The 13,241-nt window shown below is 68.8% G+C and carries 12 protein-coding genes, 1 tRNA gene and 1 pseudogene; 7 read left to right on the top strand and 7 right to left on the bottom strand.

Annotation, left to right across the window (positions count from 1 at the left end):
* Window positions 1-235: 235 nt before the first annotated feature.
* Window positions 236-1,075, top strand: a complete 840-nt coding sequence (gene ricT / locus AB0K10_RS26640) for a regulatory iron-sulfur-containing complex subunit RicT (protein WP_363687822.1) — start codon at window positions 236-238, stop codon at window positions 1,073-1,075.
* A gap of 126 nt (window positions 1,076-1,201) precedes the next feature.
* On the opposite strand, the gene AB0K10_RS26635 is transcribed toward ricT, so the two are convergent.
* Window positions 1,202-2,935, bottom strand: a complete 1,734-nt coding sequence (locus AB0K10_RS26635) for a metallophosphoesterase (RefSeq protein WP_363687820.1) — start codon at window positions 2,933-2,935, stop codon at window positions 1,202-1,204.
* 143 nt (window positions 2,936-3,078) lie between these two features.
* On the opposite strand from AB0K10_RS26635, the gene AB0K10_RS26630 reads away from it, so the two are divergent.
* A tRNA-Thr gene (locus AB0K10_RS26630) sits at window positions 3,079-3,155 on the top strand.
* A gap of 268 nt (window positions 3,156-3,423) precedes the next feature.
* Here the strand turns inward: AB0K10_RS26630 and AB0K10_RS26625 are convergent.
* Window positions 3,424-4,302 (bottom strand): aminopeptidase, encoded by an 879-nt coding sequence (locus tag AB0K10_RS26625; protein ID WP_363687818.1) that lies wholly within the window; start codon window positions 4,300-4,302, stop codon window positions 3,424-3,426.
* A gap of 100 nt (window positions 4,303-4,402) precedes the next feature.
* Window positions 4,403-5,176: a helix-turn-helix transcriptional regulator gene (locus tag AB0K10_RS26620; RefSeq protein WP_363687816.1), complete on the bottom strand. Its 774-nt coding sequence runs from the start codon at window positions 5,174-5,176 to the stop codon at window positions 4,403-4,405.
* A gap of 75 nt (window positions 5,177-5,251) precedes the next feature.
* Between AB0K10_RS26620 and AB0K10_RS26615 the strand changes: the two genes are divergently transcribed.
* Together AB0K10_RS26615 and rarD are read left to right on the top strand one after the other, a co-directional pair.
* Window positions 5,252-6,457: an MFS transporter gene (locus AB0K10_RS26615; protein WP_363687814.1), complete on the top strand. Its 1,206-nt coding sequence runs from the start codon at window positions 5,252-5,254 to the stop codon at window positions 6,455-6,457.
* Between the two features lie 94 nt (window positions 6,458-6,551).
* The gene (gene rarD / locus AB0K10_RS26610; RefSeq protein WP_363687812.1) at window positions 6,552-7,451 is read left to right on the top strand and encodes an EamA family transporter RarD; all 900 of its coding nucleotides are present in this window, start codon (window positions 6,552-6,554) and stop codon (window positions 7,449-7,451) included.
* Between the two features lie 109 nt (window positions 7,452-7,560).
* Here rarD and AB0K10_RS26605 read toward each other — a convergent pair whose 3' ends face one another.
* Complete coding sequence (locus AB0K10_RS26605) at window positions 7,561-8,205, bottom strand: class I SAM-dependent methyltransferase (RefSeq protein ID WP_363687810.1); 645 nt, start codon at window positions 8,203-8,205, stop codon at window positions 7,561-7,563.
* A 273-nt stretch (window positions 8,206-8,478) separates the two neighbouring features.
* On the opposite strand from AB0K10_RS26605, the gene AB0K10_RS26600 reads away from it, so the two are divergent.
* The 3 genes from AB0K10_RS26600 to AB0K10_RS26590 all read left to right on the top strand — a co-directional run bounded on the left by AB0K10_RS26600 (window position 8,479) and on the right by AB0K10_RS26590 (window position 10,206).
* Entirely contained in the window at window positions 8,479-9,327 is an 849-nt protein-coding gene (locus tag AB0K10_RS26600; RefSeq protein WP_363687808.1) for an SGNH/GDSL hydrolase family protein, read from the top strand.
* 99 nt (window positions 9,328-9,426) lie between these two features.
* Window positions 9,427-9,840 carry a VOC family protein gene (locus AB0K10_RS26595; protein WP_363687806.1) on the top strand — a complete coding sequence of 138 codons (414 nt, stop codon included), beginning with the start codon at window positions 9,427-9,429 and terminating at the stop codon, window positions 9,838-9,840.
* Between the two features lie 9 nt (window positions 9,841-9,849).
* Window positions 9,850-10,206 (top strand): VOC family protein, encoded by a 357-nt coding sequence (locus AB0K10_RS26590; RefSeq protein ID WP_363687804.1) that lies wholly within the window; start codon window positions 9,850-9,852, stop codon window positions 10,204-10,206.
* Between the two features lie 73 nt (window positions 10,207-10,279).
* Here the strand turns inward: AB0K10_RS26590 and AB0K10_RS26585 are convergent, their stop codons facing one another.
* The 3 genes and pseudogenes from AB0K10_RS26585 to AB0K10_RS26575 all read right to left on the bottom strand — a co-directional run.
* Entirely contained in the window at window positions 10,280-11,557 is a 1,278-nt protein-coding gene (locus tag AB0K10_RS26585; protein WP_363687802.1) for a glycosyltransferase, read from the bottom strand.
* Complete coding sequence (locus AB0K10_RS26580) at window positions 11,554-12,180, bottom strand: tetratricopeptide repeat protein (protein ID WP_363687800.1); 627 nt, start codon at window positions 12,178-12,180, stop codon at window positions 11,554-11,556. Before AB0K10_RS26580 ends, AB0K10_RS26585 begins: the two co-directional genes overlap by 4 nt.
* A gap of 112 nt (window positions 12,181-12,292) precedes the next feature.
* Window positions 12,293-13,241 (bottom strand): annotated as a pseudogene (locus AB0K10_RS26575) (hypothetical protein); the annotation flags it as partial.

Raw genomic sequence — 13,241 nt, 5'->3', positions numbered from 1 at the left:
GCAGAGTCGACGCCCACGGCGACGCCGTGGTCTTCCCCCTGCACCCCCCGCAGGTCTGCCTCCACTCAACGCCGCCCGGCGGCGTTTGTCCCCCACCCGCGGCCGGATTCAACCGTCCGGGCGAGGGTCATCGGCACGACGGGTGGCCCGGCAATCGGTCGAGTCGACGGTCATGGATGGCAGGAGAGGGATTGGCCGCTGCGTCGTTGGCGGTGCTGCGTCGTAAGGTGGGGGGATGGGCATGCTCTGCGCGGTCAGCTTCAACCGGTACGGGCGCCTCTACTACCTCGACCCGGGCGAGTTGCGTCCGCAGGTGGGTGACCGGGTGCTCGTGCCGACGGACGACGGGCCGGAGGTGGCCGAGTGCGTCTGGGCCGCCCAGTGGGTGACCGAGGAGACCGACGGCTTTCCCCGGCTGGTCGGGCTGGCCGGCGACGACGATCTGCGCCGGGACGAGGCGCTGCGCCGTCGTAAGGCCGAGGCGAAGGTGGCGGCGAAGCGCCTGATCCGCGCACACGGTCTCCCGATGAAGGTGGTGGCCGTCGACCACGTGCTCGGCTCCGCCGACGGCGGCGGCGAGCGCAGCACCGTCTACTTCACCGCCCCGCACCGGGTGGACTTCCGTTCCCTGGTCCGCGACCTGGGCGCCACCCTGCACTGCCGGGTCGAGCTGCGGCAGCTCTCGGCACGGGACTCGGCCCGCGTCCAGGGCGGCATCGGCTCCTGTGGTCGGGACCTGTGCTGCGCGACGTTCCTCACCGACTTCGAGCCGGTGACCATCCGGATGGCCAAGGACCAGGATCTGCCGCTGAACCCGCTGCGCATCTCCGGGGCGTGTGGCCGGTTGATGTGCTGTCTGAAGTACGAGCACCCGCTGTACCAGCGCTTCCAGGCGACCGCGCCGGCCGTCGGCAGCCGTGTCTCCACCCCGGAGGGCGAGGGTCGGGTGGTCGGCCACAGCGTGCCGAAAGACGCGGTGACCGTTCGCCTGGACGCCGACGGTTCCCGCTGCTCCTGCTCCCGCGCCTCCGTTTGCGCCCCCCGCCAAGCCCACGACGAGCACTACACCCCCTAACCCCCTCCTCACCGTGGCCTCTCCACCCCCCGTTGATCATGAAGTTATTGCCGCCTGCCCCGGCGTGTCGGGACAATAACTTCATGATCAACGGGGGTGGGCGGGGGTCGGCGGGGGTGGGCGGGGTCAGTGCAGGACTATCGGGGGTTCCGTTAGGTGGGGGGTTAGCGGGGTTTTCGGGGTTAGCCAGCTTGTCGTGGGGTCGTCGTCGGGGTTCACCTGCCAGTCGCGGGAGACCCGGTCCACCCCGATCGGATAGACGGTAAGCGTGCCGTCCGGGTCGATGCGCAACCGCAGGAACGACTTGGAGTCCTCGATGCCCTGCCCGGCGAACAGTTCGTTGACGTTCACACCGAACGAACCGGCGACCAGCAGGTACGCCGCCACCAGCTGGCTCGCCACCAGGCCGATGACCGGGCCGTACAGCACCGCCGCGGCCGCCGCCGGCAGCGGCCACGGCCAGTCGTAGAACGGCAGCGCCAACCAGATCCACGTGCCGCCGGCGGCCAGCGCCACCTGGGCCACGCCGTGGCTGACGCCGAGAATCCAGTGCCGGGCATGCCGCTTGCCGCTGGCGCTCGGCGGCTTGGCGAAGAGAGCCGCCGCCACCACCGTCACGAGCACCATCAGCACCAGCGGGACGCTGAACAGACGCTGGTTGGTGCTGTCGGCCCAGTTCGCGGTCGCTCCCGCCATGGCCAGCATCAGCAGGGTGTGCAGGGTGCCGAGCAACGTGGTGAAGCCGGGATTGCGGAACGGCAGTCGGGCGAAGATGCCCCACCCGTAGCGCCGGGAGCGGGCCGCGTCCGGATAGCGGGCCACCAGGTCGTACGGCTGGGTACGGCTGGCCCGTCGGGCCAGGGTGTCCCGGGGTGGCACCTCTATGCGTTGCGGCAGCTTGTGCGTGGGGTACAGGTACGCCCCGCCACCCCCGCAGGTGATCAACTGCCGGTCCGGGCCGGCATAGCGGGCGTAGTGGTGCAGGTCGCCGGAGAGCAGCAGCCGCACCTGCGCCCCGGTCGGGTCGATGATGGTCCGGACGAAGTAGTCGATCGAGTCGTACGCCGCCGGGTCGTCGGCGGCCTTGACCCACGTCGGCGACGGCGCTGCGATGATCACCTTCGACTCCGGGGTGAGCCGCCGGGCCACCTCGTCGAAGTAGGCCAACTGCGGGTCGTCCAGGTACGAGCCGGACTGGTCGTCCACACCCAGCAGCCACCAACCGGCCGGCAACTCCACAGCGAAGTACGACCGCGACTGCCCGGTGCGCCAGCCGGCGAAGTTACGGTCCCGGGAGCGGACGAACAAGCGCAGGAAAGCGGTCAGGCCGTCGTACCAGTCATGGTTGCCCGGCACCGCGAACAGCGTGGGACGGTCGGGCGGGGTCGCCGGCAGCGCGGCCTGGTAGGGCCCCTTGCACCGGTTCTCGTACTCCGCGTAGGCCGCCGACGGGTACACCTGGTCCCCGCCCATCACCAGGGTCTGCGCGCGGGGCAGCCGGTGCCCGTCCACGGCCAGCTCCGGCTGCGCCAGCAGGTACGCGACGGAGTAGGTGGCGTGAAAGCCGTCACCGAGGTCGGCCACGTAGTCGAGCCACAGCCCGCCGTCCGGCCCCGCCTGGCGGAAGATGTCGTCGCCGAAGGCATTCTGCAACTCGCGCTTGTCCAGGTACGCGCCGAAGAGGATCGCCAGCAGCGTCCGGATGCCGGTGCTGATCAGCAGGAACGGGGCCAGCCAGGGCACCGGCTTGCGGGGGGTGAAGCCCAGCTCCAGCGGATCGGTGGAGCGCGGCCGGCGAGGGGCCCGCTCCCCGTCGGGCTCGCCCGCCGGGGTCTGGTGATCGTCGCGTTCGTCACTCACCCGCCGCAGCGTAGTACCGGTCCCGACGAAGCGCTGTCTGGTAATCAGCCAGATGACGGTTGTTGTCCGGTTGGTGCCAGCGGGGGCGCGGGGGTATCCCGTTCGGTCCGAGGTCGGGGGGTGCCGTACACTTGCTGATCGTTGCCGCCTTAGCTCAGTCGGCTAGAGCGACGCACTCGTAATGCGTAGGTCGACGGTTCGATTCCGTCAGGCGGCTCCACAGAAAGGCCCAGGTCACCGGCATGATTGCCGATCATGACCTGGGCCTTTTGCTTGTCGCCGTCAGTCCGGGCAGCCAACGTACTCACCTGTACAGGAGAGGGTTCGACAACTTCCGCAGGCAGGTCGTGCCGGGGGAGCCGCGAATCGAGGACGGCCTCCCCGACCCCCTGAACTTGGATCAGTGGGGCCCGCGACCCCAACCACGTCGAGGTCCGGCCACATCCGCCGAGGTGCACTACGCCGGGAAGCCGTCGTCACCGTCGGCGTTATCCCGGGTTTTCGTCGCCGCTCAGTGGGAAGCCCGTCCGGTCCCCGGCCTCGTTGGAACTGCGCAGCGCGCCGACGGCAGCCAACCCCGCCCCGGCGAGCGCGATCGCCGTCTCCACGGCCGACGAGACCTGAAGGGAGGCTTCCCCTGACACGCCCACCGCCATCCCTGCTACCAGGAAGGGGTCCTGGTCAGGGTTTGTCATCTTCCACCAGCCGGACCACACCCCGGCGAGGTTCGAGTACATGTCTGCCGCTGTGAGGGACAGCAGGAACAACCCCGCCGGGAGCAGCCGACGGCGGTCGGCCCGCCCTCCGGACAGCGCGAGTGCCCCCATGCTCACGAGGGCGGCGAGCAGCGCCGGCCACACCGTCCCGAGCAGCTCCGGCAGGGGATGGTCGACGAACTCCTGGGCCGAGTCCAGCCCGAACCAGGCGAACAGCAGCAGCGCGAGGACTGCCGTCGCCACACCCCGCCGTCTGCCACGAGACGGTAGCGCCAACACACCGGCCGCGAGACACACAACGCCAAGCGCCACACCCAGCGCGGCGAGCCGTTGCCTGTCGATCGAGGCCCGCCATCGCCCCACGACGGACGTCTCCGCCGCTGGCCCGTAGGCCACCCACCCCACGTCGATGACCTGCTCCTGATGCCAGAGCAGTCTCATGGCCGCCACCACGGCCAGTAGCCCGACACCGGCGGCGACGGTCCATCGCACCCGGCGCGCACCGCGATGCAGCAGAACGTAGCCGAGCAGTGCGAGCAGCATGAGCAGGCCGAACTGCATCGACGCAGCCGGCATGGCGAGCAGCGCCGCCGCGGCCGAGAGCAGACCGCCCGCCACGGATGCGACGAGCAGGCCGAACGGAAGACGCATGGCGGAGATCGTGACACGTGAGTCGGTGGTGCGTAGCCCCGGTTGAGCGAGTGGCGGGGTTGCCGCTGCCGGCCGCACGACGGCCCGGAGCCGCGGCCGGTCAGTTCGCGGTCGGAGAGAAGTCGGCGCCTCGCCGGCCCCGGCAGTACTCGCCAGGCGTCATCCCGAAGTAGGCCCGGAACGCCTGGATGAACGCGCTGGGACCGCTGTAACCGCTGGCCGCGGCGGTCGTGGTCACCGACTCGCCCTCGGCGATCAACGTGAGCGAGTGGTGCAGCCGCAGTTGCGTCCGCCAGTGCGGGAACGACATCCCGGTCTGCTCCCGGAAGAGCCGGCTGAGGGTACGCGCACCGGCCCCCACCGCCATGCCCAACTCGGCGAGGGTGCGGCGGTCGGTGGGGTCGTCGAGCAGGATCTCGGCAAGGTTCCGCAGCCGGGAATCGGCCGGGTACGGCAGGCGCAGACGCAACGTGGCCGCCCGTCGTAACTGGTCCAGAGCCACGCGTTCGAGGTTGTCCCGTTCGTTGTCGGTCAGCTCCTCGTCGTCGGTCAGGCAGACGATCACCTCGCGCAGCAGCGGGGAGACGGCCAGGGCGGTCGGCTGCTCCACGCCCAGCGGGTTCAGCGGGCGGTCGAACATGATCGCGCGCATGTCGGTGGGGCCGTACGCCCGATGGGCATGGGCGACGCCGGCGGGTATCCACACCGCCCGGTCCGGTGGCACAGTCCACATCCCCGTCGGCGTCGACACTCCCAGCACGCCGTTGCGGGGGCAGACCAACTGGTGGCGCGGGTGGTCGTGCCAGTCGATCCGGTCGCGGTCGGCCAGGGGCACCCGGGCAGGCCCGTCCACATCGTGGCTGCTTGCCGACATAAATCGGCAGGATATCAATAGCCCGCAATTGGAGGACCGGGCATTCTTCCTTCAGGACACCTAACGAGAGAGCTGATGGTGGCGGAGACAAGCAGCCGAGCGAATCCGCTCAGCACGGAGCCAGCGCTGGCACCGGCCGAGGGCCTGGACGGGCAACCGTCGGCGTGGCGGCGGATGCGCCTGTGGGGCGCGGCCCACGCGGTCGACGACCTCTACCAGGGTCTGGTGCCGGCCTGCGTTCCGTACTTCGTGCTGGACCGCCACTACAGCTACGTCGCCGCCGGCGGTCTCACGCTCGCCGCGACCCTCGGCAGCTCCGTACCGCAGCCTTTTGTCGGCGTCGCCGTCGACCGATACCGGCTCGACTGGCTCGCTGCGGCGGGAGTGACGCTCGCCGGAATCGGGCTCGGCCTCTCCGGTCTCGTGCACAGCTACGCGGCGGTCTGGCTTCTGCTCTGCGCGTCGGGGCTCGGGGTGGCGATGTTCCATCCGGCCGCCGGGAAGTCGGCTCGGGTGGCGGCGGGCGAGAGCGCGACAGCCATGAGCATCTTCGCCGCCGGGGGCAGTGTCGGGTTCTTTCTCGCGCCGGTGCTGGCCACTCCCGCGCTGATCGCGATGGGCGTGGGCGCTACCGCGCTCTTCATCCCGCCGGCCGTACTCATGGGTTTCCTGCTGTACCGCAATCGGCTACAGCGGCCGGCAGGACGCGGCGTTTCGCACAGCGGCCGCGACCAGTGGGTTCCCTTCCTGGTGCTGACCTGTATCGAGACCGTCAGGTCGGTCGCCTTCTTCGGTGCGATCACCTTCATCGAGTTGTTCTGGATCCGCCACCTGGGCGCGGGCAAGAGTCTCGCCGGCGCGGCGCTGGCGTGCTTCCTGGTCGGTGGAGTGGCCGGAACGCTGTTGGGCGGGCGGATCGCCGACCGTGTGGGCATGGTCCGCACCGTGCAGCTCGGCGCGATCGTCGCCATCCCCGCGCTCGTCGGCCTGCGGTTCACGCCCGGGGAGTACCCGCCGCTCCTCTTCGCCGTGCTCGCCGGCATCGCCCTGAACATCCCGTTCGCCGTCCTGGTCAAGCTGGGCCAGGACTACCTGCCGACGCGGCCCGGCACCGCCGCGGGTGTGACGCTCGGGCTCGCCGTGAGCATCGGCGGCCTCCTCGCGCCCGTCCTCGGAGTGGCGGCGCAGTCCTGGGGGCCCCAGGGTGTGTTCACCATCATCTGTCTGATTCCCCTGGTGGCACTGGCCCTCGGCGTGTTCCTCACCGAGCCGCGGAAATGACGCGGCCAGCCGATCCGGGCGCCGCCCCGCCGCGCTCCGCCTTGACCGCCCCCGAGCCGGCCAGACCGCACTTTCACACGAGGTGATCCCCGCTGTGACCGGTGAACGCCGAACCAGCACGGGCGTGCTGGCCGGAACCGCGGCGTACTTCATCTGGGGTCTGTTGACCCTCTACTGGCCGCTGCTGGAGCCGGCGCCCGCGATGGAGATCCTCGCCCACCGCATCGTCTGGTCGCTGGTCTTCGTCGTCATCGTGCTGGCGATCCAGCGCGACCTCACCTGGTGGCGGGTGCTGCACCGCCAGCCGCGAGTCCTGGCGCTGCTGGCGGGCGCGGGCTGTTTCGTGGGCGCGAACTGGGGCCTCTACATCTGGGCGGTCAACAGTGGGCGGGTGATCGAGGCGGCCCTCGGCTACTACATAAACCCGCTCTTCAGTGCCCTTCTCGGCCTGGTGGTGCTGCGGGAACGGATGGCTGTCGCGCAGTGGGCCGGCGTGGCCCTGGCCACGGGGGGTGTGGTGTGGCTGGGGATCGACGCCGGACGGCCGCCGTGGGTGGCGATCGGTCTCGCTGCCACCTTCGGAATCTACGGGCTTCTCCGCAAGTGGGCGGCCATGCCGAGTTGGCGGGCACTGGCGGTGGAGACGGCCGCGCTGGCCGTTCCCGCCGCCGCGTACATCGCCTTCCTGTCGACGACGGGCCAGAGCCATTTCGGGGACAGTCCGGTCCGGTCCGCCTTGTTCGTCAGCACCGGTCTGATCACCGCTCTGCCGCTTGTCCTGTTCGGTTTCGCTGCCGTTCGGACGCCCCTGACGGTCCTCGGGATGCTTCAGTTCCTGCTGCCGACGATGCAGTTCCTCATCGGCTACTTCGGACTGCACGAAGCGATAAGCACCGTAGGCCTGGGGGCCTACTGCCTGGTCTGGGCGGGCGCGGCGTTCTTCCTGGCCTCCTACGCCTGGCGGCAAACCCGCCCCGAGGACCGCCGAGCGTAGGACGTCGTCACGATCAGCGACGACACGGAATTCGTGCCGATGACCAACTGTCAACAGTGTTCGCAGCTCGCGGCCAGCAGGAGTCACAGAGAGCTGACGACGTGAAAGATCAGGGCTCTCGTCGTCCGAAGGTGATGCCGCCGAGCTTGCTCTCGGGCGAGGTGACGGTCATCTCGGCCTCCACCGCGAACCCACTGTCGCGCAGCCAGGCCGCGACCTGGGCCGGCCGACGGCGGTGCACACGGAGCTTCATCGGGTGGCCGCCGTACCCCTCGGTCTTGAGGGTCGTCTCGTCGCCCACGTGGAAGCCGACCAGCAGCGGACCTCCGGGGCGCACCACCCGCCGGAAGTGTGCGAGGACCTGGCCGAGCCGCTCGTCGGGAATGTGGATGAGCGAGTACCAGGCGATCACGCCGGCCACCGAACCGTCGGCCAGGTCGAGATCGGTCATGGTGCCGACCTCGAACCTCAGCTCGGGGTGATCCCGGCGGGCCACCGCGATCATCCCGGGGGAGAGGTCGATCCCGAAGGCGGCGACGCCCAGACCGTTCAGGTGAGCCGTGATGCGACCCGGACCGCACCCCACGTCCGCGACCGGACCACCACCCCGGGAGCGTACGAGGTCGGCGAACAGCGCCAGAGCCGCTCGTTCGTAGGGTGCCTGCGCCAGGAAGTCCCGGACCAGGTGCGCGTAACTGACCGCGACCGTGTCGTAGGACGTGCGGGTGTCTGCCAACCAACCGTCGACGCTCATGGCGGCCACGTTAGAGGGCAGGGGCGGAAGGGCCGATCAGCAACGCCCGCCGATCCGGCACTGCGTCCACCCGACCTCCGGGGCGCCCGTCCATGGCAATACGGTCATTGTCATGAACGACAATCACAGCGTCACATCCGGACCTCGCCGAACCCCAAGCCGTGCTCTGCGTCGCCGCTGCGCAGTACCCGTCCAAGGGGCTTCTCTTGGAACGCCGAGCACAGCCCGAACCGGAAACCAGCAAGCCGCCGCCGCACTGCCGAGGGCAGCGCGATGAAACTGCGTCCCGTGCTGTTGGGTGCCGTCGCTCTCGTTCTCGCCCTCGTGTCGGCCGCTCTGTCCGTACCCGCTGGCACACCGGTCACCGCCCACGCCGCAGCCGCCTGTCCCACGCCAGCCCGACCGACGATGAAGATCCTGACCGTGGGCGACTCGATCACCGAGGGCGCGACGATGGCCGGCTCGGTGAGCGCCGCCTACCGCGCCGAGCTGGGGCGACTGCTCAACGAGAACTGCGTCCCGCACACCTTCGCCGTCGCGGCGCTGGGAGGCACGACCTGCAACTACTGGACGTCGCGGATGGCGGACCTGGTCAGCAGGCACCAACCCGACCTGATCCTGGTCAACTGCGGGACGAACAACAACCTGTCGACCGCCAGCGCGGAGCAGATCACCGCGTTCGAGCGTACGTACCGGACACTCTTCGACACGGCGCTGGACATCGACCCGGACGTCGTCATGTATCCGGCCCTCGTGCAGTACAGCGCCGGACATGGCACGACCGGCTGCACGACCCCACCCGGCCCGAGCCCGGCCTGGCTGCCCGCGAGCGAAGCCGTGGTCAACGACGCGATCTACCGCAGCATCAGGATCATCGACGAGTTCGGCAAGCGCGTACCGACCTGGATCGACTACCAGTCCATCCCCGAGAGCTACCTGGACCAGTGCGGAGTGCACCCCACGCCCGGTGGTTACGACGTGATGGGCCGGCTTGCCTACAACACCATCGCCCCGCGGTTGGGCGTACCGCTGGCGCCGCTGCCGTGTGGGTTGGTCGGCCGTCGGCCGGGCGCACCGGTCGGTGACTGGACTCCCTGCGCAGGGATGAACCTCAACTCATGAGGCACGTCCGGTCACCGCAGTGATCATCGACGCCCGCTGTCCATACTGAAGGCGCGGCCCCGATTGGCCGTTTTCGCCCAACCTCTGGAGGTGCCGTCCATGCCGCCTACGCCACTGATCATCAGCCTGCCGATCGCCGACCGCCCGACCTCGTTCCGCTTCTACCGCGACGGTCTCGGCCTGGAGGCGGTGGGTGAGCCGGCCGATGACGGCATCCCGGAGCCGTTGCAGTTCGTGGTGAACGACGGGCTGCGCCTGATGCTCATTCCGACCGGCGGCTTCGGCTGGGTGATCGGCGGACGCGAGGTAGCGCCGAGGGGGCAGAGCGAGTGCCTGCTCGGCCTCGGCGCCGCCACCCCGGCCGAGGCGGACGCGATCGTCGAGCGGGCGCACGCCGCCGGCGGCGACGTGGTCTCCGCGCCGACCCCACAACCCTGGGGGTACGCGGGCGTCTTCGCCGACCCCGACGGCCACCTGTGGATGGTGTCGGTAGAGCCGCACACCCGCCATTAAGGTGACGCCATGACGGTACGTGGACTACGGCGCATCATCGTCTCGGTTGCCGATCGGGAACGGGCGCTGGCGCTCTACCGGGATGCGTTGGGTCTGGCGGAGAAGTACAGCGCGGGCGACATGGTGGTCCTCGCCGTCGCGGACACCGGGGTCGAGCTTCTGCTGCACGAACGCCCACCCACGCCCGGGTTGGCCGGTGTCGCCGCGAGCTTCCTCGTGTCGGATGTCGACGAGGCGACCACCGCGGCGCAGAAGGCAGGTGCCCAGGTCGTCGACGCCCCCGCCGATCAGCCCTGGGGTGAACGACAGTCGGTGCTCACCGATCCGGACGGGCACGTTCTCTGCCTGGTGGCACCGACGGTCTGACCGTCTGCCGCCCATGTCGGCCGAGCAGCCGCTGATGCGCGATGGCAACGGGGGCTTGTTACTCCGCCCGATTTCATATGGTCAACAGACCGCCATTGCGTAGGGTGTCGTCCTTGATCGCGATGAGATTCGCGGAGACGTACGAGATGTTGTGCGTCTGGTGCCACTCGCTCGGGTAGTACGTGACCAGCCGTGACGTCTGGAAACGGCACTTGATCTCAGGCACGAATCGAGAATATTTGGCGTCAGTGAAGTACCAGAACGAGTTTTCGTTGTAGAACGCCACGTGGGTCGGGTCCTGGTAGGCCCCACGACCGTCGGTGCTGGGTGTCAGCGACAGCAGCATTCCGTTCGGCGCGAGCAGTCGATACAACTCGTTGAAGAGAGCGACTTTGTCCGGTACGTGTTCCAGGAAATCCACTGCCCTGATGACCCCGACGCTGTTATCGGGCAGGTCGACCCCGTTTGTGATGTCACAGATGATGTCGACGCCCGGCCCGTCGTGGTAATCCAGACCCCGATAGCCTTCCGGCTTGTTGTGTGCCGCACCGAGGTCGATCGCCAGGAGCCCCTGTCGTCGTGACCAGGTGAGCGCATTCTGTTGGATGTTCCGGTCGTATATCGCCACGGTGCGCTGCTGGATGCGGGCGTTGACGTCGGGAATGCGCTGCGTGTTCTTGGCATGCATGCGCTGCAGGTACAGGCACTTCTGAATGTGGTGGAACTCGCTGACCTGGTAGATCCGAGCCATGAGATCGGCGTCGTCGGCGACGTCGAGCGAGTCGTCGTATCCGCCAACCTTCTCGTAGATGTCCCGGCGGAAGGCGCGCACGTGGTTCGGCGCGTACCAGATATAGCTCACATTGTGCGGCGTCGGCGGCATCGCGCGACAGACCAGCACCTCGCGGCCGTCCACCTTCTCGTCGTAGTGACGCCAGCCGAAGGAACTCGCGAAGCGGTCTTCGCAGCGGCTACCGTCCTCCTGGATCTGCGCGGTGTCGCTGTAGACGAAACCCACCTCCGGGTTGAGGTCGAAGGCCGCGACGATCTCCTGCAGGCAGTCGCTGCTGAGCACATCGTCGTCGTCCAGCTCGACGAGGATGTCCCCGGTGGCCTCGGAACAGGCGTACCCCTTGATGGCGCCGACGCCGTTCAGGTTGTCCTGGACAATGAGCCGGACCCGGTCGTCATGTCGCTCGGGCCGCCAACGCGACCCCTGGTTGAGCACCACCACCCATTCCCAGTCGGTGAAGGTCTGCGCCAGCAGCGACTGGAAACATTCGTCGATGAACCGAGTGCGGTTGCTTCCCGTGAAGACCGTTACGCGCGGTGTGTGCATCGAGCCGGTCACCTCCCCGCCCGAGCCGAGGACGAAGCGGTCGGAGCCGCTCGGTACTTCGCCGGAACCGACGACGCGAGCCGCTTGTCCAGGCGGATCGCGGCGCTGAAGGCGTTCCGCGCCCCAGCGGTGTCACCGGATTGGGACAGCAGCGTGCCCAGTCGAAGGTAAGCGGTCGATGCTTTGCTGTCGATCGACACGACCTTGCGGTAAATGTCCACCGACTTCGTCGGCTCCGTACTCTCCAGCGCGATGGCCTTGTTGTAGAGGGCCGGCTTGTAGCTGGCGTCGGCGGCCAGTGCCTTGTCGTAGCTGCTGATCGCCTCGTCGTTCTGGTTACGTGACTGGGCTATGAAGCCCAGATTGAACCAGGCGAACTTGTTGTTCTCGTCGGCGTCCAACACCTTCTCGAACGTGGCCTTCGCTTCGTCGAGCTTGCCGGCCTGCCCCTGTTCGACGCCGAGCTTCAGCAGATCAGCCGGCGCGGCCCCGGTGTTGTCGCCGCCGTTCGGCTTATCGCTGTTGCCGGAGTTGCTCGGCTGCGGTTTGCCAGGAGACTCCTCGCTGCATCCTGCGGCACCGGTCAGCAGGACCGCACCACAGGCGAGCGACCCGAGTATCTGACGCGTTCTCATTTATTCTCCTTGAACGATGGCGGGCCTTCCGATTTGCTGGCCGGCCCGCTGATGTGATTGCTGCGACCGGCACTGCCCGACGTGTTGGCCACAGGCCCAGAACGGCGACCGTTTAGTCGAGTGAGATGCAGGACACCCAGATGTCCGCGCCCCCGCCAGTGAAGGTGAACTGATATCCACTAATCGACAAGGGCTGGATCAGCACCGGATTGACACCCGCGCCCGACAGTTGATAGCCGGTTCCAACGGCAATGTCTCCGGCCTGGCACCCGAAATCAACGGGGGTATCCGCGATCACCGTCAGCGGTCCCTGAATATAGGCGGCCTGGATACCGGTGCCCGCCACTCCCTGTACGCCCTGCGGTCCCTGAGGGCCGGTGTCACCTTGGGCGCCTTGGAAGCCTTGCGCGCCGGCGTCGCCTTGGGCGCCCTGGAAACCTTGGGTTCCTTGAGCCCCCTGCGCGCCTTGAGCGCCCGTATCGCCTTGCGCGCCTTGGAAGCCTTGCGCACCTTGAACGCCGGTCTCGCCTTGGCTGCCTTGGCTGCCTTGTGCGCCGGTGTCGCCCTGGAAGCCTTGCGCGCCTTGAGCGCCGGTGTTGCCTTGGGCGCCCTGGAAGCCCTGAGCTCCCTGCGCGCCGGTGTCGCCTTGCGCGCCCTGGGAGCCTTGGCTGCCTTGTGCGCCGGTGTTGCCCTGGCTGCCTTGCGCGCCCTGTGAGCCTTGAGCGCCGGTGTTGCCTTGGGCGCCCTGGAAGCCCTGAGCTCCCTGCGCTCCCTGCGCGCCGGTGTCGCCTTGCGCGCCCTGGGAGCCTTGGCTGCCTTGTGCGCCGGTGTTGCCCTGGCTGCCCTGCGCGCCTTGTGCGCCGGTGTTGCCCTGGCTGCCCTGCGCGCCTTGTGCGCCGGTGTTGCCCTGGCTGCCCTGCGCGCCCTGTGCGCCGGTGTCGCCCTGGAAGCCTTGCGCGCCCTGTGCGCCGGTGTTGCCTTGGGCGCCCTGGAAGCCCTGAGCTCCCTGCGCTCCCTGCGCGCCGGTGTCGCCTTGCGCGCCCTGGGAGCCTTGGCTGCCT

Origin of the sequence: Micromonospora sp. NPDC049274 (assembly GCF_040678875.1) — a bacterium.
Classification (GTDB): Bacteria; Actinomycetota; Actinomycetes; order Mycobacteriales; family Micromonosporaceae; genus Micromonospora.
The sequence above is the reverse complement of the archived record's forward strand: the minus strand, read 5'-3'. Positions and strand labels throughout refer to the sequence as shown.